Source organism: Nonomuraea sp. NPDC026600 (assembly GCF_040638335.1).
Lineage (GTDB): Bacteria > Actinomycetota > Actinomycetes > Streptosporangiales > Streptosporangiaceae > Nonomuraea.
Map to the genome: position 1 here is coordinate 104,043 of NZ_JBEZYD010000003.1, position 23,273 is coordinate 127,315.

Below are 23,273 nucleotides of genomic sequence, written 5' to 3' on the forward strand. Positions count from 1 at the left end.
GGATGTGCGCATCTCGTGTACGGCCATCGGCCTCAGCGCAGGCGCGACCGGTAGACCGCCCTGGCCTGTCGCAGCACGGCCAGGTGGTCGGCGAGCTGGTCGCGGCCGGCCAGCCTGGCGTACCGCTTGATGAGGCCTTCGAGCAGGTCGAGCCAGTCGAGGCACCACTGGACGTCGGCCGGCCTGGCGACCCGCCCGCCGTCGACGTCCACGTGTACGGGGCTGGTCAGGGCGTAGCCGGTGTGGTTGAGCGTGCGCGGGTGCGGGTCGCACAGGGCCTCGGCGATCACGTACGTGGGGTGGCCGGCCTCCAGCTCGACCGTCACGCTCAGCACCTCCTCCTCGCCACGCCGGTGGAGCGTCGGCGGGCGGCCGCCGGCCTCGGCCCAGTCGCCGGGGCTGGTCGCGGGCTCCAGGCCGCGTACCTCGCCGCCCCACCGCTCGCCCGCCGGGAGGCGCTCGGCTCCGGCGCGGACGCCTTCGGCCGTACGGACGCGGACCGCCGTGGCCTCCGGGCCGATGGCGGTGGCGGTGACCGTCAGCCGGTCGCCGGGGCGGGCGTCGATCGTGTCGCCCGGCCCGTACCCGTCGACCGACAGCTCCAGCCAGGGTCCGGTGGTGGCGAACGTACGGCCGGCCCGCACCGCGTCGGCGAACGACGCGGCGGTCAGCGCGCCCTCCACCTGCGCGTAGACGCGGGCCCAGCCCGGCGGGTTCGACTGGTTGCCGGCCCGGGTGAAGGAGATCATCGAGTCGGTGCCCGCGGTGACGGCCAGCCGGTTGCCCGCCCCGATCAGCCGCCGGTACACCGCCGCGGTGCCCGTGATCGAGGAGTGGGTCAGCACGTCGAGGCTGTCGACGAGCCCGAGCGCGGCGTCGGCGACCAGCTCCCTGGCGGCGCAGTTGCGGGGCGCGGGCCAGACGATGGACTTGGGCGAGTCGCTGTCGCCGATCGGCTGGTGGAACGGGTGGCTGTAGCCGACCAGCGCCCCCAGGCCGCGCAGCTCGCGCAGCCCCTCGGCGTTGGGCGGCCAGTCGGCGTCGCCGTCGAACCCGCTGTGGAACCGCTCCGGCGCCGCCAGCGGCGCGAAGGCGTAGACGTGGCCGAGCAGGTCGTTGCGGTACTCGGCGCCCATCCTGGCCACGTGGGTCGCGTCGGACCAGGGCAGATCTTCGCCGCCCCAGTGGTCGAGCGCCGCCCGGTCGTAGACGCGGGCGCCCGACACGTTGCCGGCCAGCAGGTTGAGCACGTGCAGGTCCTCGCCGTGCTGCGCCGCCGCCGCGTCGGACGGGCCGCCGACCACGTCGCCGGCCCAGTTGAGGTGTACGTGCAGGTCGCCGCCGTACCAGCCGAGGGCCGCGGCGTCGTAGATCCGTTGCGGGACCAGCCGGACCAGGCGCTCCTCGCCCGGTTCCGGGGTGATCTCCGTGGTGGCCTCGCCGTACTCCATGCCCCTCGTCACCGTGATCGTCAGCGGCTCGGCCGGGACACGCAGGAGAAGGTCGTCGCCGTGGAAGTACGGGCGGCCGTGGAAATCGTGGCGGTGCGGGGTCGCCTCGGGGAACCAGCCCTGGCCGTCGGCGCCGGTGACGCTCCACCGGCAGGGGAACCCGGCGCTCAGCCGTACCGTGGCGGCCGGGGCCCTCCTGACCAGCCCGTCGATCGGCACGGACGCTCCGTCGACGGTGAGCGTGCTGTCGCGGTCGATCTCGACCAGCCAGGCGCCTCGCGGCGCGACGACCCGTTCGGCATCGTCCACGACGACGGTGTGGGCGACGTCGCGCCGCGAGTCGACCAGCAACGCGATCCGCGGCCTGGCGTGGTCCGCGCGGTCCAGCAGCACGCGCGGCGCGGGATCCTGCGCCGCGCACGGCGCGAGATCCTGCGTACCGCAGTCCAACACCGCCTGCGGTACGCCGTCCAGCACCGTCTGCGGTACGCCGTCCAGCACCGCCTGTGGCACGCAGTCCAGGACGGCGCCGGTGGCCGTCAGGCGGAGGGCGGCCAGGTGGGCGGGCAGTTCGCCGTCGAGCGTGTCGCGCAGGAGCTCGTCGAAGTCCGGCTCCGCCAGGCGGGTGGCGAGCTGGTCCAGGGCCTCGCCGGGGTGGCGCTCGGCGAGGCGGCGGAAGGCCAGCCGCCAGAACAGGTCCATCTGGGCGGGAGCCAGGACCCTGCGCCTGGCGAAGAGCTTGACGTAGGGGATCTCCGGCTCGCCCCACGTGATGCCGTGCTCGCCGAGCAGCCGCCCGTACTCCTCCAGTGCCCCCGTGACCGCCTCCGGCAGCTCCGACTCCACATCCATGGGCCCCTCCCCGCGTCCGATGTGCGCCATAGTGACATGGATCACGTCACCGATCGGTTACGGCGCGTAGAAGTGGATGGGATATTCCACCCAGCGGAGGAGGAATCTCAACCCGAGAACCACTCACCTCAGCCGGTCGTCGGTCAGGGGCGCTTGAAAGCGTTCAGCAGGCGGTCGGCGGCGAGCGCGGGGGTGAGGGTGCCCGCGAGGACGTCCCGTTCGACCTCGTCCGCGATCGCCGCCACCTCCGGCGCGTCCCGGAGCTCGGTGAGCAGCCGGTCGCGCACCAGCGTCCACGTCCACTGCACCTGCTGGCCGCGGCGCTTGGCGGCCAGGTCCAGCGACTTCTGGTGGGCGAGCACCTTCCGCCACAGCTCGTCGAGCCCGGCGCCGGTGAGGCCGCTGCACGTGAGGACCGGCGGCGGCGCGGAGCCGGAACGCAGCATGCGCAGCGCCCCCGCGAGCTCCCGCGCCGCTTTACGCGCCGCGAGCTCGTGCTCGCCGTCCGCCTTGTTGACCGCGATGACGTCGGCCAGCTCCAGCACGCCCTTCTTGATCCCCTGCAGCTGGTCCCCGGTACGCGCCAGGCTGAGCAGCAGGAACGTGTCGACCATGTCGGCCACCGCCGTCTCCGACTGGCCGACGCCCACGGTCTCGACGAGCACGACGTCGAACCCGCCCGCCTCCACCACGACCATGGCCTCCCTGGTCGCCTTGGTGACACCGCCCAGGGTGCCCGACGTGGGCGAGGGCCGGATGAACGCGCCGGGGTCCACCGAGAGGCGGGCCATGCGCGTCTTGTCGCCCAGGATGCTCCCGCCGGTCCTGGTGGAGGAGGGGTCCACGGCCAGTACGGCGACCTTGTGGCCCTGGCCGGTCAGCATGGTGCCGAGGGCGTCGATGAAGGTGGACTTGCCGACGCCCGGCACCCCGGACACGCCCACCCGTGTGGCCCCGCCGGACAGCGGGGTGAGCTCGACCAGCAGCCGCTGGGCGAGCACGATGTGGTCCGCCCTGGTCGACTCCACGAGCGTGATCGCTCGGGCGATCCACGTGCGCGACCCTTCTCGCACGCCGCGGGCATAGTCCTCCAGCGAACGCACTCACCCCTCCTTTTCTACGCTCGGTAAGCCTAACGTCCACAAATCCTGACTTTTGGCGCTAGGGTGCTGGACTGTCTATTCTCAGCGGTCACAGGAGTCACTCCCCTTATGCCCAATGTCGAACCCTTACGTGCGGGCGACCCGGCGGCAGTGGGGCGCTACCGGCTCGTCGGGCGGCTGGGCGCGGGCGGTCAGGGCGTGGTCTATCTCGGCCAGGCGCGCAACGGGGCGCCGGTCGCGATCAAGGTGCTCCGTGAGGACATCGCGGGCGACGACCGCTTCGCCAAGGAGATCGCCGCCGCGCGGCGGGTGGAGCCGTTCTGCATCGCCCAGGTGCTCGACGCCTCGACGTCGGGCCGGCCGTACATCGTGACCGAGTACGTGGACGGGCCGTCGCTCCAGGACGCGGGCCGGCACAGCGGGGCGGAGCTGCAGCGGCTCTCGGTCGCCACGGCGACCGCGCTGGCCGCCATCCATCAGGCGGGCGTCGTCCATCGCGACTTCACGCCGTCGAACGTGCTGCTCGGGCGGGACGGCCCCCGCGTCATCGACTTCGGCATCGCCCGCGCGCTCGTCTCCGGGGTGACCTCGACGAGCAGCATCGTCGGCACGCCCGCCTACATGGCGCCCGAGCAGTTGGCGGGGCAGGTGGTGGGGGCTCAGGCGGATGTGTTCGCGTGGGCGTCGGTGATCGTGTACGCGGCGTCGGGGGTGCCGCCGTTCGGCGACGACTCGCTGCCCGCGGTGATCAACCGCATCCTGCACAGCGAGCCGCAGGTGGGAGAGCTGCCGGAACCGCTGCGTTCGGTGGTGCTGAGCTGCCTGGCCAAGGATCCGGGGCACCGCCCGTCCATGCAGGACGTGCTGCTGCACCTGCTCGGCGGACAGTCCCGGCCGGTGACACCGCCGCCTGGCCCGACGGGGTACGGCGCCGAGCCGAGCCAGGTCGGATACGGCGCCGCCCCCGACCAGGCCGGGTACGGTGCCGCGCCGGATCAGGCCGCGTACGGTGCCGCCCCCGACCAGGCCGCGTACGGTGCTGCGCCGGATCAGGCCGCCGCGCACGGGACCGCGCAGGGACAGGCGGCCGGGCGCGACGGCGGACCGGGAGCGGGGCGGGCGCGGCGGCGAGGGAAGACCGCCGCCATCGCGGGCGCCTCCGGCATCTCGGTGCTGGCGCTGGCCGGGGCGATCGTGTGGCTGACCCCGTCGACACCGCAGCCGAAGAACCTGTCGGGCGTCTCCACGAGCACGCCGAGCCCGTCCACCTCCCCCACGCGTACGCCACGCCCGAAGAAGACCGATACGTCCCAGCCGACCACGGATCCGGCGAGCCAGAACGGCACCCCCACCGCGGACCCCGCGACCGCTACCGGGCAGCTCAAGCTCCGGTACGTCCGCGTCGGCGGCGCGCTCGACAACGGGTGCTACGCCGGCGGCCAGGTGACGCTGACCGGCCTGGTCCAGCGCCAGGGCAAAGCGGTGAACTTCGGCTTCACCTGGATCATCGACGGCAGGACGGTGTGGCGGTCGACGGCCATCATCCCGGAGGACGGCGAGCTGTACCTGACCTCGCCCCGCAACCTCAAGGGCACCGGCGGCACCCACTCCGCGACTCTGCGGATCACCTCACCCGTGGCCAGGCAGCGGAGCGTCTCCGTCACCTTGTGCCCGCGTGAGACGTACTGAGGCCACACGTGGAACCGCTCCTGCCGGAGGATCCCGGCGCCGTCGGCCCGTACCGGCTGGTCGGGCGGCTGGGCGAGGGCGGTCAGGGCGTGGTGTACCTGGCCGAGGCGCCGGACGGCGGGCCGGTCGCGGTCAAGGTGCTGCAGGACGGGCTGGCCGGGGACGACCGCTTCGCCAAGGAGGTCGCGGCCGCGCGGCGGGTGGAGCCGTTCTGCATCGCGCAGGTGCTCGACGCTTCGCTGGGCAGCCGGCCGTACATCGTGACCGAGTACGTGGACGGGCCGTCGCTCCAGCAGGCGGGCCGGCACACCGGCGGCGACCTGCAACGGCTGGCCGTGGCGACCGCCACGGCGCTCGCCGCCATCCACGCGGCCGGGATCGTGCACCGCGACTTCAAACCGGCGAACGTCCTGCTCGGGCGGGACGGGCCGCGCGTCATCGACTTCGGCATCGCCCGCGCCACGGACTCCGCGCTGACGGTCACCAGCAGCATCGTCGGCACGCCCGCCTACATGGCGCCCGAGCAGCTCGCCGGGGCGGCCGTCGGGCCCGCGGTGGACGTGTTCGCGTGGGCGTCGGTGATCGTGTACGCGGCCGGCGGGGAGCCGCCGTTCGGTCAGGACGCGCTGCCTGCCGTCATCAGCCGCATCCTCAACAACGAACCCCAGCTCGGCGACCTGCCGGGCTCGCTGCGGCCGATCGTGTACGCGTGCCTGTCCAAGGATCCGGCCCGCCGCCCGACCATGCAGGACGTACTGCTCGGCCTCCTGGGCGGCCGGCCATCCGGCACGACGGGGCCCGGTTTCCCGGAGTCCGGAGCACATGGACCGCCGGGTGCCGGGCTGGGCTTCCCGGGGTCCGCAGCGCATGGACCGCCGGGCCCCGGGCATGGCACCCAGCCCGGCGGGCCGATCGGGCCCGGGCACGGCGCGCCGCCTAGGGGGCCGATCGCGGTTGGGCCCGGGGAGGGGACGCGGCCGGGCAGGCGGTCGGGCGGGCTCGGGCATGGCGTGGAGCAGGGGCAGGGGCACGGGCAGGCGGCGGGACGTGGGCGGGTGCTCATTCCGCTGCTGGCCGGTGGGGGTAGCGTGGCGATCATGGCGTCCATCGCCACCGCCGTGACGCTCGCGTTCCCGCCGGGCACGGGGACCCAGCCGCCGGCCGCCGCCTCCTCCAGCACCTCCGTGACCGAGGCAGACGTCCCCACCTCGGACGGCACCCCGTCGAAGAGCCACCGGCCGCGGCCGCGCAAGACCACCCACAAGCCCACACCGAAACCCAGCGCGACCCCCACCCGGACACCCACGACGAGACCCACGCCCTCCCCCGAACGCACGACGCCCACGCCCACCCGCACCACGAAGAAGCCCACCACCACGAGGGCCAACCTCTCGATCCTCGCCATCAACGTCCACGGCGCCCACCCCACGAACGGCTGCCTCATGCCGCCGGTCAACTTCGACACCCAGGTGGAGACGGACAAGACCCCGGCGGGCGAGTACGGCACGCTGAAGTACAACTTCGCCTGGGTCATCGACAGCAAGACCGTCATGCGCCGCGGGGGCCTGATCGGCCATGGCGAGTACACCGGCTGGGAGGGGTCCCTGGGCTACATGGTGTCGGCGGGCACGCACACGGTCACGTTCAAGCTGACGTCGCCGGTCGTCAAGAGCAGGTCCACCTCGTTCACCGTCTGCTCCATCGAAGACTGATGACGCAGGAGGATCCCACCGAGATCGGCCCGTACCGGCTGGCCAGGCGGTTGGGCGCGGGCGGTCAGGGCGTGGTCTACCTGGGGTACGCCCCGGACGGCACGCAGGTGGCCGTCAAGGTGTTGCGGACGGGTTCGGGCCACGACGACCGCCTGGCCAAGGAGATCGCCGCGGCGCGGCGGGTGGAGCCGTTCTGCATCGCCCAGGTGCTCGACGCTTCGCTGAGCGGCCGGCCGTACATCGTGACCGAGTACGTCGAAGGCCCCTCGCTCCAGGAGGCCGACCGGCACACCGGCGCGGGCCTGCAGCGCCTCGCGGTCGCCACGGCCACGGCGCTGGCCGCCATCCACCGTGCGGGCGTCGTACACCGCGACTTCAAACCGGCGAACGTCCTGCTCGGCCCCGGCGGCCCCCGGGTCATCGACTTCGGCATCGCCCGCGCGTCCGGCTCCGCGCTCACGGTCACCAGCGGCATCGTCGGCACTCCTGCCTACATGGCGCCCGAGCAGTTGTCCGGGACGGCCGTCGGGGCCGCGGCGGACGTGTTCGCGTGGGGGTCGGTGATCGTGTACGCGGCGTCGGGGGTGCCGCCGTTCGGCAACGACGCGCTGCCCGCCGTCATCGACCGCATCCTCAACAACGAACCCCGGCTCGGCGACCTGCCGGACGGCTTACGGCCGATCGTGTACGCGTGCCTGTCCAAGGACCCGGCCCGCCGCCCGACCATGCAGGACGTCCTGCTGCGACTCCTCGGCGGTACGGCGAACCCCATGTCAGGCGGTCACGCGCCGAGCGCCGGGAGCGGATCCTTAGGCCCCGGACCGGCCGGGGGCGGACCGCCCAGCGGGGGCGGGGCGTGGAACGGGGGCGGGCGGGTTCAGGGGCGCAACCGGGCGTTGCTCGTGGGCGGTGCGGCGGTGGCCGTGGTGGGGGTGGTGGTGACGGCGACCGTGGTCTGGGCGCTGCCGTCCTTACGTCTCCCGAACATCGTCGGCGCCTTCACCGCCCCCACCCCAACGCCCAGCACCAGCCCCTCCCCCACCGCCGCCGCCCCCACCAAATCCACCGGCACCAAGAGCAAACCGTCGCCGAGGCCCTCCCCCGGACGCGAGCAACCCACCCGCGACACGACCACCACCCAGCCGACGACCAAGCCCTCCACCAGACCGAGCACCAAGCCCAGCACCACCGCGACCGCCACCGAACCCGCCGCCGAGCCGACGACCGCGAGCGGCGGGGTCCGGTCCGTGAACCTGCGCACGGAAGGCGTCGACCTGGGCGGCTGCTGGCGTGGCGACCTCAACGTGTACGCCGTCATCGACGGTCCCAAAGGTCACGCCTTCACCTACCGCTGGCTCGTCGACGGCCAGAACCTGGGCCGCACCCCGGCCGTGACCCCGCACAAGGTCTACCTGCCGGCCGGGTCGTTCAAGACGCAGGGCACGCACCGGGTCGCCTTCAACGTGGTCAGCGGGGGCAGCCGGCAGCGCGGCATCACCGTGAAGATGTGCGCCCTCGACCGGATGGAGTGAGGCCGGCTCAGTGCCCCAGGCGGGACGCGAGCTCCTCCAGCAGGTCCAGGGCGGCGTCGGCGATGACCGTACCGGGAGGGAAGATCGCTGAGGCGCCGGCCGCGCGCAGCTCGTCGAAGTCGCCCGGCGGGACGACGCCGCCGACCACGATCATCACGTCTTCGGCGCCCAGCCCGGCCAGGGCCTCCCGGAGCGCGGGCACCAGGGTCAGGTGGCCGGCCGCCAGCGAGGACACGCCGACGACGTGCACGTCGGCCTCGACGGCCTGCCGCGCCACCTCCTCCGGCGTCTGGAACAATGGGCCGACGTCCACGTCGAACCCCAGGTCGGCGAACGCGGTGGCGATCACTTTCTGGCCGCGGTCGTGGCCGTCCTGGCCCATCTTGGCCACCAGGATGCGCGGGCGGCGGCCCTCGGCGCGCTCGAAGGCGGCGCACGCGTGCCGTACCCGCTCGATGTTGGCGGTCGGGCCCGCCTCGTCGCGATACACGCCGGAGATGGTACGGACCTGCTCCGCGTGGCGCCCGAAGACGCGCTCCAGCGCGTCGGAGATCTCGCCCACGGTCGCCTTGGCGCGGGCGGCGTCGATCGCCAGTTTGAGCAGGTTGTGCTCGAGGCCCGGGGCGGGGTCGCCGGCGGCCTTGGTCAGGGCGTCGAGGGCGTGGGTCACGGCGCCGTCGTCGCGTTCGGCCCTGAGCCTGCGGAGTTTGTCGAGCTGCTGCGCCCGTACGGAGCTGTTGTCGACCTTGAGCACCTCGATCGGCTCGTCGGCGTCGGTGCGGTACTTGTTCACGCCGATCACAGGCTGGCGGCCCGAGTCGATGCGGGCCTGGGCGCGGGCCGCGGCCTCCTCGATGCGCAGCTTGGGCAGGCCCGCCTCGATGGCGCGGGCCATGCCGCCGGCGGCCTCGACCTCCTGGATGTGGGTCCAGGCGCGTTCGGCGAGATCGTGGGTGAGGCGTTCGACGTAGTAGGAGCCGCCCCACGGGTCGATCACCTTGGTGGTGCCGGACTCCTGCTGGAGGAGGAGCTGGGTGTTGCGGGCGATCCGGGCGGAGAAGTCGGTGGGCAGCGCGAGCGCCTCATCGAGGGCGTTGGTGTGCAGGGACTGGGTGTGGCCCTGGGTGGCGGCCATGGCCTCGACGCAGGTACGGGCGACGTTGTTGAACGGGTCCTGCGCGGTGAGGGACCAGCCGGAGGTCTGGGAGTGGGTACGGAGGCTCAGCGATTTCGGATTTTTCGCGTTAAATCCGGAAACGAGGTTTGCCCATAGGAGGCGGGCGGCTCTCAGCTTGGCGACTTCCATGAAGAAGTTCATGCCGATGCACCAGAAGAACGACAGCCTGGGCGCGAACCGGTCGACGTCCATCCCTGCGGCGACGCCTGCGCGCAGGTATTCGACCCCGTCGGCCAGGGTATAGGCCAGCTCGAGGTCGCAGGTGGCCCCGGCCTCCTGAATGTGGTAGCCCGAGATGCTAATGGAATTAAACTTCGGCATCTTTTCACTGGCAAATGCGAAAATATCCGAAATTATGCGCATTGATGGGGCTGGGGGATAAATGTAGGTATTGCGGACCATGAACTCCTTGAGGATGTCGTTCTGGATGGTCCCGGCCAGTTGCTCCGGTGCCACCCCCTGCTCCTCGGCCGCCACGATGTAGAGCGCCAGCACGGGCAGGACCGCGCCGTTCATGGTCATCGACACCGACATCCGGTCGAGCGGGATCCCGTCGAACAACTGCCGCATGTCATAGATCGAGTCGATCGCCACCCCGGCCATGCCCACGTCACCGGCGACCCGCGGATGATCGGAGTCGTAGCCCCGGTGCGTGGCCAGATCGAAGGCCACTGACAGCCCCTTCTGCCCGGCGGCGAGGTTGCGGCGGTAGAAGGCGTTGGAGTCCTCGGCCGTGGAGAAGCCCGCGTACTGGCGGATCGTCCAGGGCTGGTTGACGTACATGGTCGGATAGGGGCCGCGCAGGTACGGCGCGGCGCCCGGATAGGTCCCCAGGAAGTCGAGCCCGCCGAGGTCGTCGGCCGTGTAGACGGGCTTGACCGCGATCCCCTCGGGCGTCTCCCAGACCGCACCCTCACTCACCGCGACCCCGCCGGGCTCGGCGGATTCGGCGGATTCGGCGGATTCGGCGGATTCGGCGAGTGTGGCGGGCTCGGCGCGCTCGCCGGGGGTCGGGCCGGTCAGCGGGATGGCGGAGAAGTCCGGGATCATCGCGTCACCTCCAGGTCGTCGAAGGTCGTGCGGAGTACGGCGAGTGCGTCGCACCCGGCGTAGAGGCGGCCGTCGACGCCCTCGTACTCCCCCTTCCCCGCCAGCCAGACCTTTCTCGCGCCCGCCCGTCTTAGCGCGGCGGCGACGGCCTCGGCGTGCAGGCCGTACATCTTGTCGCTGGAACACAGGCAGGCGACGTTCGAGCCGCTGACGGCGAAGGCGGTGGCGATCTGGTCGGGGTCGGTCCCCGGCCCGGCGGACTCGGTGGCCAGCCCACCCGCCTGGAACAGGTTCGCGGCGAACGCGGCACGGGCCGTGTGGGCGGCGACCGGGCCGATGGTGGCCAGGAACACCACGGGCCGCTCCGGCTGCGCGTCGGCGAGGTCCCGCAGCGCCTCGAACTCCTGGGCGTACCGGATCTCCGGCAACCCCTCCCCCGCGCGGCCCGCCGCGCCCTCGGAAACCCGTTCACGCGGGGGACGCTCGCCCTCAGCAACGTCCGCGCCGGCGCTCGGGACGGGCTGTCCGCGGACCGGCTTCTCGGCGATGTCGGGGAACTCGCTCACGCCGGTGATCGGGAAACGCCGGTGGGCGATGTCGTCGGCACGACGCCGCCTGGTGTCCGCGATCCGGCCGGCGACCAGCTCGGACGCCGCCCCGATCCCCCCGGCCGCCTCGATCTCCTGGAACCAGGCCCAGGCACGGTCGGCCAGGTCGGCGGTGCGGCGCTCGACGTACCAGGAGCCGCCCGCCGGGTCGGCCACCCTTCCGGCTCCGGCCTCCTCCAGCAGCAGCGCCTGCGTGTTGCGCGCCATCCGCCGGGCGAAGGCGTCCGGCGGACCCAGGCACGCGTCGAACGGCTGCACGGTCACCGCGTCCGCACCCCCCACCCCGGCGGCGAAGCAGGCGATGGTGGTGCGGAGCAGGTTCACCCAGGGGTCGCGGGCGGTCATCATGGCGGAACTCGTCACCGCGTGCTGCCGCTGCCCGCCGTCCGCCGCCCCGCACACCTCGGCCACCCGCGCCCAGAGCGTGCGCGCGGCCCGCAGCTTGGCGATGGTGGCGAACTGATCGGCGGTGACGGCATAGCGGAACTCCAGTTGCCCGAACGCCCGCTCGACGCTGAGCCCCGCGCCGGTGAGCGCCCGCAGGTGCTCGACCCCCAGCGCGATCGAGCAGCCGAGCTCGTCGGCGTCGCTCCCTCCCGCGTCGTGGTACGGCGTGGCGTCCAGCATGACGGCCCGCATCCCGGGGAAACCGGCCGCGCACCGCTCCGCCAGCTCGACCGTCACGTCCCGTCCCGCCGTACCGATCGAGGCGCCCAGGTTGCCCGTCGGCGAGACGCCGCGCTCCGCCGCGAGCCCGAAGAGCACCTCGGCGGCCTCCCGAGCTTCGGCTCCGGCCTGCATGACGATCGGCGCGAGGTCCAGATAGACCTCCCGCAGGAGGTCGGGGAGGCGCCCGACCGGGATCGCGCCGGCACCCAGGACCAGCCAGAGCGAGGTGACCCCGTGCTCCAGATCGGCCAGCACGGTCTCGGCATCGGCCACGGAGTGCCGCTGCCGCACATCCCACCCGGCGCCCGCCGCCTGGCGAGCGCGCGGCAGGTGCTCGGGCAGGTCGGCGGCGTCATAGAGCGGCGCGAGCGTCACACCGTCGTACGTGACGCCGGACAGCGCCTCCTCCGGCGACCCGGCCTCGACACCCGACTTACGCAGAACCTCGAGCGCCAGGGCCCGCCAATCGTCCCGGTTCGTGGTAGGAAAGCCCGCTGCCAGATGCATGTTTCGGATAGTAGGCGTTGCCCGCCGAACCCAGTAACCCCGGGTTCGCCCCTGACCGACCCCACCGTCAGGTCAGCGGTGCCTCCCATGACAGCCGCCAGGTGGCCGGCCCGACGATGCCGTCGTCGCCGATGCCCTGTTCGCGCTGGAAACGCAGGCAGACCTCGCGTGAGCCGCTGCCGTAGGCGCCGTCGACGTCGATGTCGAGGCCGCGTACCTTCATCTGCTGCTGCCATGTACGCACGTCTTCGCCATGCATCACGGGCGGGTACTTCAGCAGCCGCCCGGGGAACGGCGGCGCCGTCGGCGTGTCGGGCGGCGGGGGGGTATCGCCACCCGGCCGCGGCGCGCCGCGCTTGACCCACGCGTAGAGGGGTTCGCCCGGGCAGTCGGTCGAGTAGCCGTCCCGGTGTCCCTTGATCTCCTTGCCCGCGTTGCCACGTTCCCGGACGTACTGGACCGCGTCCAGGATCGCGTGGAGCACTCCGTCGGGCGGCTCCACCAGCCCGGCGTTGCCGACCAGGCCGAGCACGGCGTAGTGGCCCGTGTTGAGCCCGGCCCCGTTGGCCGCGGGTAAATGGTGGAGCCCCCGCCCCTCGAACACCTTCCGATGCGGACAGGCCACGAACGAGTAGCCGATGTCGATCCAGCCGTTGCCGTCCATGTGGTAGCCCTGGATCGACTGCACCAGCGACACGCAGACCGCGTGGTCGCCGATGATGCCCGGATCGACCCGGCCGCCCGTGTAGTGGACCTTAACTCCCTTGGTGGAGTCGAGCTGTGTGTAGTCGCCGTGCCGCTCACGGGCGTGCCAGTCGCGCCGTAACACGAGGTCGATGGCCACCTTGTGCTCTCCGGGGGTTGGGGAATGTGACCACTGAGCGTAGCCCGGAGTGCGCGGAAAGGTTGGTAGATCTGGTTATTTTGGCACCTATACCGGCTTAAGGCCTGATGACCCGCTTGTCGGTGACGATCGCGGTGATGAGATCGTGCGGGGTGACGTCGAAGGCCGGGTTCAGCGCCCGCGTGCCCTCCGGCGCCACCCGCCTGCCCCTGATGGTGACGATCTCGTCGGCGCCTCTGTCCTCGATCTCGATGTGCTCGCCGGACGGGGTGGCCTGGTCGATGGTGGTCTCGGGCGCGACGACGATGAACGGCACCCCGGCCCGCTCGGCCCCGAGCGCCAGCGCGTACGAGCCGATCTTGTTGGCGGTGTCGCCGTTGGCGGCGATGCGGTCGGCGCCGATGAGCACCGCGTCGATGCCGCCCTTGGCCAGCAGGTACGCTCCGGCGGAGTCGGCGATGAGCAGGTGCGGCGCGCCCATCCTGGCCAGCTCCCAGGTGGTGAGCCGGGCGCCCTGCAGCAGGGGGCGGGTCTCCAGGGCGAGCACCTCGGCCAGCCGGCCGCGCTCGTGCAGGGTCTGGACGACGCCGAGCGCGGTGCCCCGTTCGACGGCCGCCAGCCCGCCCGTGTTGCACACGGTCATGATGCGCAGCCGGTCGCCTTCGAGGAGGTCGGCGCCGCGCTTGCCCATGGCCTCGCAGGCGGCGATGTCGTCGTCGCGGATCCGCAGCGCGGCCCTGAGCACGGCCTGCCGGCCTTGGGGCAGGTGGGCGACGGCCTGGTCGACGCCCCAGGCGAGGTTCACGGCGGTGGGCCTGGCGGCGCGCAGCCTCGCTATGGCGTCCTGGTCGCCGGCCGCCAGCACGACGCCGAGCGCCCCGGCCACGCCGAGCGCGGGCGCCCCGCGCACGGCCAGCCGCCGGATGGCGTCGATCAGGTCGGTGACGGTCTCGATCCGCACCATGACGCACTCGTCCGGCAGCAGCGTCTGATCCACCAGCTCGACCGCGCCATCTACCCAGTCAATCGTCCTCACGCCCAAACCGTAGCCGTCCACGACCGTCCGCGTGGCGTGCCGGTATAGACCGCTTTCCCGCGCTGTGTCCACCGTCGCTGCCGGCCAGGTAGCGGACCTGGACCGTTCGGCCGGCGGGGAGGCTTCAGGGCCCTTCCAGCTCCTAGGATCTGCGTGGAGAAAGCCACAAACAATGACGACGCACGCAAGGCTTCGTTAACCGGTGGGTCACCGTGAGGGAGGGTCATGGAGCTGCGTGACATCGAGATCTTCCTGACGCTGGCCGAGGAGTTGCACTTCGGCCGGACCGCCGAGCGGCTCCACGTGACCCCCGCCCGGATCAGCCAGGTGATCAAGAAGCAGGAACGCCAGGTCGGCGCCCTCCTGTTCGACCGGACCAACCGGACGGTACGGCTGACACCGATCGGCGAGCAGCTACGCGACGATCTCCGGCCCCTCCACGCGGGGCTGATGGACAGCATGCAACGGGCCAAGCTGGCCGCCCGAGGCAAGACCGCCCGGCTCCGGATCGGCATGATCCCGGTCAACACCCACGACCTGCGCCCCTACTGGTCGACCTTCCGCACCCACCACCCGTACTGCGAACTCCAGCTCCGCCACGCCTCCTTCGTCGACCCCTTCGGCCTCCTGCGGCGTGGCGAGGCCGACATCCTGGTCATCTGGCTGCCCGTCGAGGAGCCTGATCTCACGGTCGGCCCGACCCTGTTCGCCGACCGCCGGCTGCTGGCCGTCGCCGCCGACCACGCACTGGCCGGACGATCGGCGGTCTCCGTGGAGGACATCGCCCACTTCCGGCACTCCGGCGCCAGGCCCGTTCCCGCCTACTGGGAGGACACCTTCGTCCCCTTCCAGACCCCGCGCGGCTACCCGATCGAACGCGGGCCGCTCGTCACGAACATGGACGAGCTGCTCTCCTTCGTCAGCATCAGCGAGACCGTCAACGTCCTGCCCGCCCATTCCGCCCGCTACTTCTCCCGTCCCGACATCACCTGGTTGCCCATCACCGATCTGCGGCCTCTCACCTTCGGCCTGGTCTGGCGGACAGAGACGGAGAACGACCTCATCCGGGCCTTCGCCCGAATCGTCACCGACCTCGGCCCCCTCTGACCCGACCGGGGGGCTTGGTCCAGGGAGGGGACCAGGGTGTCTCACCGGTGCCACCTGCCGCTTCGTGCGGAAGCGTCTTGAATTCCCTGTAGTTCCCTGAAGGAATCAGGCAACTCGGACAGGCGTGGCCCGGCCTGGGCCACCCCCGTGCTCGGTGAAGGTGAGCACGGGAGTGGCTTTGGCGTGGTGGAAGCCTGTTCGATGGCGAGAATTCCTGACATGCCCTGTCCGGTACGGCTGGTGCCGTCCCGGCTTGGGTGCACTCGCCCAGCCCATGCACGCACCCCCGAGCCCGACAGCCGAGCCCGACAGCGCAGCGACCACCACGCCGAGCCGGAAGACGACGATCACAGCCCACCCCCAGGGCGCCCAGGCGAACGCCGACCCCGCCCCCGTGCCCCAAGGCTCGGCCGGAAACCCGCCCACTCGCCGCCGCCCCGAAGACGAGACCGGATCCATGCCCCAAACCACGTTCAACCGGCACAACACGGACTACGAGTCCATAGCGGAATCTGAGGTTCTCATAGCGAATATGCGGAGCGGTTCATACCCTCGACCTTGATGACCATTTCCGCTACCCGACCGAGGCCAGCCTGCCGATCCGGCTGCTGATCGACATGGTCACCCGCCGCGACGAGCTGGATCCCGACACCGGTCCACCCTCGCGATAGCCGGCGGTTTCGGGAGCGCGGACCCCGGTCAGGGGAGCACGGTGGCGCTACGGCCGCCGAGCGAGGTTCCGCTCGGCGGCCGGGAGCACGGCGGGGCCGCCGTACAGGGCGGTCGTGCCCGTCAACGCTTGACGGACAGCCCCGCTGTGGGGAACAGGACGAGCGGCGACGCCTGTGACGTCCTCGCGCCGCTCTGGCCGCACAACGCCAGCAGCAGATGGTCCACGAGGGCGTAGTCGATCGGGCTCGGTTCGATGTTTCCGTTGTCGTCGAGGTGCTGGTACTTGGCCAGGTTGAGCCCGAAGGACAGCTGCCGCTCGCCGTCCGGGCTGGACAGCGACTGCGTGAGCATGCCGAACACGCCGCCGTCGTGCCCCCAGAACCGTCCGCAGGGCAGGTCGAGAGAGTAGATCCCGAGGCCGTAGTCGATCGCCACGCCGCCCGCCAGAACCCGCACCGTCTTCCGCATCTCGGTGAGCTGGGCGTCGCCGATCAGTTCGCCGCGCAACAGCGCCCGGTAGAACCGGTTGAGGTCGTCCATGGTGGACACGACCGCGCCCGCGGTGCTCGCCCACGACATGTTGTAGACGCTGTAGTCGCGTGGCGGGTCGATCCAGCCGAACAGGGACTCGTAGGCCTTGGAATGCGGTCCGGGAATCTGCGGCGTGCGGGGGAAGGAGGTGTTCCGCAGGCCCGCCTTGCGGATCACGTTGCGGGTGATGTACTGCTCGGCGCTGATGCCGGTCACCTTCGCCAGCAGCAGGCCCGCGATCACGTAGTTGGTGTTGGAGTACGATCCGGGCGTCGTGCCCGGCTCCCCGGTCGGCGGCGCGGCGAGGCCGAACTTGACCAGCTCTTCCGGGGCGATCTCCCGGAACCGGTTGTCGTCCAGGCTGGCGGCCGAGCCCTCCAGCAGTGAGGGGAACGCACCCGCGATGTAGTCGCCGATGCCGCTGGTGTGGTTGAGCAGCATCCGTACGGTGGTCTTCTGGCCGCGGTCGCCGGGGATCAGGCCGGGCAGGTAGCGGTTCACCGGCGCGTCCAGCTCGATGGCGCCGCGCGCCACCTGCTGGAGGATCGCCACCGAGGTGAAGGTCTTGGTGATGCTGCCGATCCGGTGGACCATCTCGGGCCGGACCGGCCGGCGGGTCACCACGTCGGCGACGCCCGCCGCTCCCTGCCACGTCTTGGCTCCGTCGCGTACGCCGGAGTAGATGCCGAACATCCCGGCCTGGTGGACGGCATCGAGGGACTGCCGGAGCGCCTGCCGGTCAAGCCCTGGCCCGGGCGCCGCCGAGGCCGCACCGGGCGTGGCCAGAACCCCGGCCACGACCAGCGCGGTCACCGCGGCCATGACCCGCCTCGGGCGGCGCGCCGCGGGTAACTTGTCGAGCTGTCTGGGATGGCGAGAAATCATAGCCATCAGCCTGATCCAGGAATGCCGACAGCGTCAGACCGCATTGTCACCGGCCCGGCATGACACCAATCATGCGAAACCGATGACAGGCGCGCCCACCTCGCTGAACCGCCCAAGCGAAGCCCCTCGCACCTACGCATCCGCTGAGAAGTGGGCGACGGCGTCCACAAAGCGTCCGTGACCCCCGCCGCTGCGATCTCGCACACCGTCCACCGGATCCTGGCCTCCATCCTGGACGAGCGGCGGCGCTTGTCAGGCCGGCTCGCGAGCACGGTGCGGACAGCGTCGATGAGGCCATCGGTGCGGGCCCCGCTCGAAACCGGCCCAGTTGAAGGTCGTCGTCGCCCGACTGTCTCCTTCAGCTGTCTCGTCGGCGGGCCCGCCACAGTGCCGTCGCCGCGCCTACGAGCAGCAGCGCGACTCCGATGAACGCTTCAGTGCCGTCGTGGGGTGCGAGGTGCCCGGTGTGGGCCAGCAGGGTCGCCGTCATCGCAGGTCGAAGGTGGTTGCGACGGCTGGGGCCTCGGCGAGGTGGATGGTGTGGGTGGTCGCGATGTGCAGCCAGGCGTTGCCGGTCCGCAGCGTCGTGACGGCCTTCGCCAGGCCCCAGAACGCGACCTGCATGAACCATGCGAGGGACAATGCGACCTGCGCGGGCGAATCCCACGCGAGGAACGCCTCGGTGATGTTGAGGGCGCCGTAGGCGAGGGCGGACAGGACCGATCCGGTCACCCACGACCGCGCCAGGACCGACAGCCGCGGGGTCAGCAGCGACTGGGTCGTGATCATGATGGGCAGGAACGACCCGAGGGTGAACAGCACGAGGGTGAGCGCGTGCCCGGTGACGGAGGTCGTGTAGTACTCCGGGGTGGCGACGAAGAAGATCGGCGGGAGCCCGACGAGGATGAAGTACGGTATCCACACCTTCGGCCGGTCGAACCGCAGCAGCATGCTGTCCGGGCGGTAGCCCAGCCGGTAGCGGAAGAACCAGTACGGCAGCACCGCGAGAGTGACGAAGTTGAAGATCGCCCAGGTCAGGGTGGTCGCAGGGGTCTGCCGGTCCCAGACGGCCTGCGCGCCGGGAGCGAGCCCGACGAAGGCGATGTGGGTGCGGATGCCGAACACGCTGCCGATCGCCAGGACCGCCGCCATCCAGGCCAGCAGCCCGGCGGTCTCCTTGCCGGGGTTGCGGAAGTCGGGGGCGTTGCGGTGATCGAGCGGTGCGCGGCGCCGCGCGAGGAGGAATAAGAACGCGATGCTGACGATGCCGCCGCCGATGCCGGAGAAGTACCCGATCGGCTCTTGGTCGCTGAGCGGCAGCATGGACCGGTCGGTCGTGAAGATGTAGACGGTGGCGGCCGCCCAGACGGCGAGGAACAGCAGCAGCCATCGGTTGGTGAACAGGTCGCGCACGGCGGTCGGTGCCGTCGTCGGTGCGGGGGTGGTCATGGGGGACTCTCCCGAGGAGGCCGGACAGAATGGAGAACGATGTTCTCGTTGAGAGCATCGTTCTCTTTTGCCGCTCTGTCAAGAACAGTGTTCTCGTTTTGTGCGACCATGACGGGATGACGACCGCTTCCACCGGTCTGCGGGCCCGCCGCCGACAGGAGCTGCTCGCCGCCATCCGGACCGCCGCCCTCGAGGAATTGCGCCGCTCCGGCGCCGCCGGCCTGTCCTTGCGCGCCGTCGCCCGCGACGTCGGGATCGCCGTTTCCGCCCTCTACCGCTACTTCCCGAGCCGCGACGAGCTGCTGACCAACCTCATCGTCGCCGCGTTCGACGAGCACGCCGACGCCGTCGAAGCCGGCGGCGCGCACGATGACGTGGGGGAGGCGCTGCGTGGGGTCTGGCACGCGTACCGGGCCTGGGCGGTGGCCCACCCGGCCGAGTTCGGGCTCGCCTACGGCACACCGGTCCCCGGCTACGTCGCGCCGCCGGAAGACACTGTGCGTGCCGGCAGCCGCATCGGCCGGTTCGCCCTCGGGCTGCTCGCCCGCGCCTACGCCGAAGGCCGCCTCGACCCCGACACGCTGCACCGGCGCGCCGCCCACCTCTCACCGGGCACCGCCGAACAGCTCGAGACCTGGTCCAGACGGCACGAACAGCAGGTGCCGACGGAGGTCCTCGCCGTCTGGCTCGACCTGTTCGTGCGCCTGCACGGTCTCGTGTCCATGGAGGCGTTCGGCCTGCTGCGCCCCATCACCCCGGACGCCGCCCTCTACGCCGCCGAAGTCGTCGAGACCGAGCTCGCCGCTCTGGTCAGACCCCGACCTTGATGGCCGGATGTTCGCCGCAGGGGACGCTCGTGACGCGCCGTGACGCCCGATCGGCGGCCACCAGGAGAAGAAGGGCGGGACGAGACGGCTATCGACGGACTGCGACGACAACAGCCGATCGGCCGTCTTCCGTCCGACTCCAGGCCCGACCTCGATCTCGTGCCGCGCGTTCCCGAGACCCTCGCCCATCACGGACATCCAGTAGCAGCAGACCCCGCTTCCGCAGACTGCCCGCGAGGCCGTCGGACGCATCTAGGCCATGTCAGCAATCCCCGTACCAGTCAACGAAGGCGATGCTGTCCCACTGCTCCTGGGTGAGAGCAACGTGTGTCTCTTGTCGTATGAACAGAATGATTCCCTCCAGCATCTCGGGACCGTCCATGGTCACGGTGGCCACCGTGCCCCCCGACGCGTTGCGGTAGAGCCACTTGCCGTGCCACGTATCAGTGAACACGGTGGAGACGGTGTAGAGGTTGCCCTGCCAGAAGGCCCGCGACTGGCCGGACTGCGGGGGCTCGAGGTTGATCTCTGCGGCGAAGAATTCGTGCTGGTTCTGGCCGATCTGCCGGCAGTCACCGGCCGTGAACGTCCGGGGAAGCACGGAAATCCCCCGCACTCCTCGCCCGGTGAAGCCGACTCCGAGGCTGGAGCCACTGGCGGCCTGCGCCACACCAGGTAGCAGCGCCACGACCGCGACGCAGGCGCCCACCACATTCTTGAGGACGTCCGGCAGGAGCTCGTCGATGTAGCTCCGGACGAGGGCGACGCCTCGACCGAGTGCGGGCGCACCTCAACGCCGGTGCGGACCGACGAACAGAGGCTGAACCGCGCCCGGCGACGGGCCGCGGTTCAGCCTCTCCGCCGTCCGAGGACCGCGTCCCGCTCGCACGGCGGCTGGTCAGACATCGACGCTTAGGCGGACCGTCACCATGTCGCCTACCTCAAGTCCTTCGGCTTTCCGCACCCCCGCCTTCACCGGCACGATGTAGCGCCCATCTTTCGGGAACAGCGAAGTCTTCCAACCGATCTCCCCGATCCGTGCCGTGACCGGAATCATGCCCCAGCCGTAGGTCACGAACGCGGAAGTCGCCGCCAGCTCACCGCACTCCTCTTCCGGAACGGTGATGAAGTGCCACGGCGCCGGACCTCTCCAGAACCACATCAGCCCGCTGAACTCCACGTTCATTCGAGCAGGATAGCGATTACCGGAGCAGGGCCTCCTGGGTCACCGAGGCGATCAGTGCCCCGTCGGCGGCGCGGATCGAGCCCTGGGCCAGTCCACGGGTGCCGACATGGGCGACAGAGCTCATGGAGTAGAGGAGCCACTGGTCGACGCGGGGCCGGCGGTGAAACCAGATCGCGTGGTCGAGGCTCACCTGCAGACTGTAAGGCCCCTGCGCGTGCGGAGATCGGGCGGCGCCGACGACGGCGATGTCCGACAGGTAGGTGAGCAGGCACGCGTGCAGATCGGGATCACTGCCGACGGGCGGGGTCAGCCGGATCCAGAACGGGTGGAGGATCGGGAATCCCCCGGGGCCGGGTGCGACGACGGGACGGATGTCGAACGGCCCGTCATCCCCGAACATCCTGGAGAACTGGAGGGACGCCAAGCCCTCCGGCGGGGGTACGGACAGCGGGCCGGCCGCCTGCCAGTCCTCTCCGGGTTCGGGATCGTGGAAGGAGGCGATCATTTCGAAGATCGGCTTACCCTCCTGGACGGCGGCCACCGAGCGGGTGGAGAACGAGCGTCCGTCCCGGGTCCTGGTCACGTGGAAGTGCAACGGTTCTTCCGGCCGGGCGGGGCGGATGAAGTAGGAATGCAGGGAATGTACGTGTCTCGGGCCGCTGACGGTGAGACCCGCGGCGCGCAGGGCCTGGGCCGCCACCTGCCCGCCGAAGGTCCGTCCCCAGCCGGGTCCGCCGGCTGAGGCGACGAACAGGTCGCCGTCCAGCTGCTCCAGGTCGAGCGTTCTCAGAAACGATGATGCGTCGGTCACGGCACCTCTCATCAGGGGTCAGATCCGGCGGGAGCCGGCCTGCCAGTAGGGGTCGCGCAGCAGCCGCTTGTACAGCTTGCCGGTCGGGGTACGCGGCAGTTCGGGGACGAAGTCGATCGAGCGGGGCACCTTGTACCCGGCCAGGGAGTCACGGCAGTGGGCCATCAACGCGTCGGGCAGGTCGTCGGTCGCATGGGCGTCTTCCGCCAGCTGGACGACGGCCTTGACCTGCTCGCCGTACTCGTCGTCGGGTACGCCGAACACCGCGACGTCCCGGACGGCGGGATGAGTAATCAGGGCGTTCTCGATCTCGGCCGGGTAGATGTTCACGCCACCGCTGATGATCATGTCGATAGCTCGGTCACACAGGAACAGGTAACCGTCCTCGTCGAAGTAGCCGATGTCTCCGGTCGTGAACAGGCCGTCGGTACGGTGGATCGAGGCGGTCTTGTCCGGGTCGCCCCAATACTCGACGTCGTCGCCGCTGGTGTAGCGGAACCAGATCTCGCCCTGCTCCCCCGGTTTGGCGACGGTGCCATCGGAACGCAAGATGTGGATCTCGGTCGTGGCGAGCGCGCGTCCGACGCTGCCCGGCTTGGCCAGCCACTGGTCCGCGGTGATGATCGTGTTGATGGACGCTTCGGTCGAGCCGTAGTACTCGTGGACGACCGGCCCCAGCCAGTCGATCATCTCGCGTTTGACCTGTGGCGAGCAGGGGGCGGCGCCGTGCCAGACCGCGGCGAGGCTGGTCCCGGAGAAGGACTGCCTGGTCGCGGCGTCCAGGCGCAGCAGGCGGACGAACTGGGTGGGCACCAGATGGACGTTGGTGATCGCGTGTTGATCGATCAGGTGCAGGGTCTGGGCGGGGTCGAACGCGCGCCGCATGACGACGGACCGGCCGCTCAGGAACAGCGTGAAGGAGAACGCCCACTGGGCCGAGTGGTAGACCGGGCCGACCAGGAGCGTCCGGCCGTGCTCCGGGATGGCGAAGGTCGCGGCGAAACCCTCAGCGAGCGGCGCGAGGTGGTCGATGGGCGCTCCCACGGTGAACAGCTTGCGGTTGACGCCTTTCGGACGGCCGGTGGTCCCGGAGGTGTAGAACATCGGGGTGCCCATGACCTGTACCGCCGGCTCGTCCGGCGAGGCGGCGGCCACGAACTCCGCATACGGGACAAACCCGGGGATGCCCGTACCGAAGGCCACCCGCGTGGGCAGGTCGAGCCCGACGAGGGCCTCGCTCGCCTGCGCGGCGAAGGCCGGCTCGGAGAAAAGGGCCCGCACACCCGCGTCCTGGAGTACGTAGCGGAGCTCCTGGGCGGTCCAGTGCCAGTTGACGAGGACGTAGCGCAGGCCGATGTGGCTGGCGGCCGCCATGACTTCGAAGTACTCGCGGCGGTTGGCCGCGTGGACGGCGATGACATCACCAGCGGCGAGCCCCGAGCCGAGGAGCGCACCGGACAGCCGGTCGACTCGCTCGTTCAGCTCGCGCCACGTGGTGATGCCCTCATCGTCGACCAGCGCGAGTTCGTCCGGCCGGGTCTCGGCGAAGCGGCGCAGCAGTCGGGCCATCGATGA

The 23,273-nt window shown here is 71.0% G+C and carries 18 protein-coding genes; 5 read left to right on the forward strand and 13 right to left on the reverse strand.

The window, feature by feature from the left end; genetic code table 11:
• Positions 1-32 precede the first annotated feature (32 nt).
• Together AB0F17_RS07265 and meaB are read right to left on the reverse strand one after the other, a co-directional pair.
• Complete coding sequence (locus AB0F17_RS07265; protein ID WP_358017700.1) at positions 33-2,303, reverse strand: CehA/McbA family metallohydrolase; 2,271 nt, start codon at positions 2,301-2,303, stop codon at positions 33-35.
• 143 nt (positions 2,304-2,446) lie between these two features.
• Entirely contained in the window at positions 2,447-3,406 is a 960-nt protein-coding gene (meaB, locus tag AB0F17_RS07270) for a methylmalonyl Co-A mutase-associated GTPase MeaB (RefSeq protein WP_358017703.1), read from the reverse strand.
• Between the two features lie 108 nt (positions 3,407-3,514).
• On the opposite strand from meaB, the gene AB0F17_RS07275 reads away from it, so the two are divergent.
• The 3 genes from AB0F17_RS07275 to AB0F17_RS07285 are packed head-to-tail and all read left to right on the forward strand — an operon-like array spanning position 3,515 to position 8,339.
• Positions 3,515-5,095, forward strand: a complete 1,581-nt coding sequence (locus AB0F17_RS07275; protein WP_358017707.1) for a serine/threonine-protein kinase — start codon at positions 3,515-3,517, stop codon at positions 5,093-5,095.
• 8 nt (positions 5,096-5,103) lie between these two features.
• Positions 5,104-6,807 (forward strand): serine/threonine-protein kinase, encoded by a 1,704-nt coding sequence (locus AB0F17_RS07280; protein WP_358017710.1) that lies wholly within the window; start codon positions 5,104-5,106, stop codon positions 6,805-6,807.
• The gene (locus tag AB0F17_RS07285) at positions 6,807-8,339 is read left to right on the forward strand and encodes a serine/threonine-protein kinase (protein ID WP_358017713.1); all 1,533 of its coding nucleotides are present in this window, start codon (positions 6,807-6,809) and stop codon (positions 8,337-8,339) included. The genes AB0F17_RS07280 and AB0F17_RS07285 overlap by 1 nt, the downstream gene beginning before the upstream one ends.
• Positions 8,340-8,346: 7 nt before the next feature.
• Here the strand turns inward: AB0F17_RS07285 and scpA are convergent, their stop codons facing one another.
• From scpA to mtnA, 4 genes are all read right to left on the reverse strand, one after another.
• On the reverse strand, positions 8,347-10,566 hold the full coding sequence (gene scpA / locus AB0F17_RS07290) for a methylmalonyl-CoA mutase (protein WP_358017716.1): 2,220 nt from the start codon (positions 10,564-10,566) through the stop codon (positions 8,347-8,349).
• Positions 10,563-12,350: a methylmalonyl-CoA mutase subunit beta gene (locus AB0F17_RS07295; RefSeq protein WP_358017720.1), complete on the reverse strand. Its 1,788-nt coding sequence runs from the start codon at positions 12,348-12,350 to the stop codon at positions 10,563-10,565. The genes scpA and AB0F17_RS07295 overlap by 4 nt, the downstream gene beginning before the upstream one ends.
• A gap of 67 nt (positions 12,351-12,417) precedes the next feature.
• Entirely contained in the window at positions 12,418-13,194 is a 777-nt protein-coding gene (locus tag AB0F17_RS07300) for an N-acetylmuramoyl-L-alanine amidase (RefSeq protein ID WP_358017723.1), read from the reverse strand.
• A gap of 97 nt (positions 13,195-13,291) precedes the next feature.
• Positions 13,292-14,230 carry an S-methyl-5-thioribose-1-phosphate isomerase gene (gene mtnA / locus AB0F17_RS07305; protein ID WP_358017726.1) on the reverse strand — a complete coding sequence of 313 codons (939 nt, stop codon included), beginning with the start codon at positions 14,228-14,230 and terminating at the stop codon, positions 13,292-13,294.
• 225 nt (positions 14,231-14,455) lie between these two features.
• Between mtnA and AB0F17_RS07310 the strand changes: the two genes are divergently transcribed.
• Positions 14,456-15,337: a LysR family transcriptional regulator gene (locus AB0F17_RS07310; RefSeq protein WP_358017729.1), complete on the forward strand. Its 882-nt coding sequence runs from the start codon at positions 14,456-14,458 to the stop codon at positions 15,335-15,337.
• 792 nt (positions 15,338-16,129) lie between these two features.
• Here AB0F17_RS07310 and AB0F17_RS07315 read toward each other — a convergent pair.
• From AB0F17_RS07315 to AB0F17_RS07325, 3 genes are all read right to left on the reverse strand, one after another.
• A complete protein-coding gene (locus tag AB0F17_RS07315) occupies positions 16,130-17,425 on the reverse strand; it encodes a serine hydrolase domain-containing protein (protein WP_358017732.1) in 1,296 nt (431 codons plus the stop codon).
• Positions 17,426-17,783: 358 nt separating this feature from the next.
• The gene (locus AB0F17_RS07320; protein ID WP_358017735.1) at positions 17,784-17,915 is read right to left on the reverse strand and encodes a hypothetical protein; all 132 of its coding nucleotides are present in this window, start codon (positions 17,913-17,915) and stop codon (positions 17,784-17,786) included.
• A complete protein-coding gene (locus AB0F17_RS07325; RefSeq protein ID WP_358017738.1) occupies positions 17,912-18,874 on the reverse strand; it encodes a hypothetical protein in 963 nt (320 codons plus the stop codon). Before AB0F17_RS07325 ends, AB0F17_RS07320 begins: the two co-directional genes overlap by 4 nt.
• A gap of 116 nt (positions 18,875-18,990) precedes the next feature.
• Here AB0F17_RS07325 and AB0F17_RS07330 point away from each other — a divergent pair, with 116 nt between their 5' ends.
• Positions 18,991-19,701 carry a TetR/AcrR family transcriptional regulator gene (locus AB0F17_RS07330; protein WP_358017740.1) on the forward strand — a complete coding sequence of 237 codons (711 nt, stop codon included), beginning with the start codon at positions 18,991-18,993 and terminating at the stop codon, positions 19,699-19,701.
• Between the two features lie 262 nt (positions 19,702-19,963).
• Here the strand turns inward: AB0F17_RS07330 and AB0F17_RS07335 are convergent, their stop codons facing one another.
• The 4 genes from AB0F17_RS07335 to AB0F17_RS07350 all read right to left on the reverse strand — a co-directional run bounded on the left by AB0F17_RS07335 (position 19,964) and on the right by AB0F17_RS07350 (position 23,267).
• Positions 19,964-20,413, reverse strand: a complete 450-nt coding sequence (locus tag AB0F17_RS07335; protein WP_358017743.1) for a hypothetical protein — start codon at positions 20,411-20,413, stop codon at positions 19,964-19,966.
• 186 nt (positions 20,414-20,599) lie between these two features.
• Positions 20,600-20,887, reverse strand: a complete 288-nt coding sequence (locus AB0F17_RS07340) for a DUF1905 domain-containing protein (protein ID WP_358017746.1) — start codon at positions 20,885-20,887, stop codon at positions 20,600-20,602.
• A 16-nt stretch (positions 20,888-20,903) separates the two neighbouring features.
• Positions 20,904-21,698 (reverse strand): acyl-CoA thioesterase domain-containing protein, encoded by a 795-nt coding sequence (locus AB0F17_RS07345; RefSeq protein ID WP_358017749.1) that lies wholly within the window; start codon positions 21,696-21,698, stop codon positions 20,904-20,906.
• Between the two features lie 18 nt (positions 21,699-21,716).
• The gene (locus AB0F17_RS07350) at positions 21,717-23,267 is read right to left on the reverse strand and encodes an AMP-binding protein (protein WP_358017752.1); all 1,551 of its coding nucleotides are present in this window, start codon (positions 23,265-23,267) and stop codon (positions 21,717-21,719) included.
• Between the last annotated feature and the right edge of the window lie 6 nt (positions 23,268-23,273).

What these genes read in the sequence shown, in the direction of transcription:
- AB0F17_RS07265 (WP_358017700.1), bottom strand. Translation starts at nt 2,303, where the DNA reads ATGGATGTGGAGTCGGAGCTGCCGGAGGCGGTCACGGGGGCACTGGAG.
- AB0F17_RS07275 (WP_358017707.1), top strand. Translation starts at nt 3,515, where the DNA reads ATGCCCAATGTCGAACCCTTACGTGCGGGCGACCCGGCGGCAGTGGGG.
- AB0F17_RS07285 (WP_358017713.1), top strand. Translation starts at nt 6,807, where the DNA reads ATGACGCAGGAGGATCCCACCGAGATCGGCCCGTACCGGCTGGCCAGG.
- scpA (WP_358017716.1), bottom strand. Translation starts at nt 10,566, where the DNA reads ATGATCCCGGACTTCTCCGCCATCCCGCTGACCGGCCCGACCCCCGGC.
- AB0F17_RS07295 (WP_358017720.1), bottom strand. Translation starts at nt 12,350, where the DNA reads ATGCATCTGGCAGCGGGCTTTCCTACCACGAACCGGGACGATTGGCGG.
- AB0F17_RS07310 (WP_358017729.1), top strand. Translation starts at nt 14,456, where the DNA reads ATGGAGCTGCGTGACATCGAGATCTTCCTGACGCTGGCCGAGGAGTTG.
- AB0F17_RS07315 (WP_358017732.1), bottom strand. Translation starts at nt 17,425, where the DNA reads ATGATTTCTCGCCATCCCAGACAGCTCGACAAGTTACCCGCGGCGCGC.
- AB0F17_RS07320 (WP_358017735.1), bottom strand. Translation starts at nt 17,915, where the DNA reads ATGACGGCGACCCTGCTGGCCCACACCGGGCACCTCGCACCCCACGAC.
- AB0F17_RS07325 (WP_358017738.1), bottom strand. Translation starts at nt 18,874, where the DNA reads ATGACCACCCCCGCACCGACGACGGCACCGACCGCCGTGCGCGACCTG.
- AB0F17_RS07330 (WP_358017740.1), top strand. Translation starts at nt 18,991, where the DNA reads ATGACGACCGCTTCCACCGGTCTGCGGGCCCGCCGCCGACAGGAGCTG.
- AB0F17_RS07340 (WP_358017746.1), bottom strand. Translation starts at nt 20,887, where the DNA reads ATGAACGTGGAGTTCAGCGGGCTGATGTGGTTCTGGAGAGGTCCGGCG.
- AB0F17_RS07350 (WP_358017752.1), bottom strand. Translation starts at nt 23,267, where the DNA reads ATGGCCCGACTGCTGCGCCGCTTCGCCGAGACCCGGCCGGACGAACTC.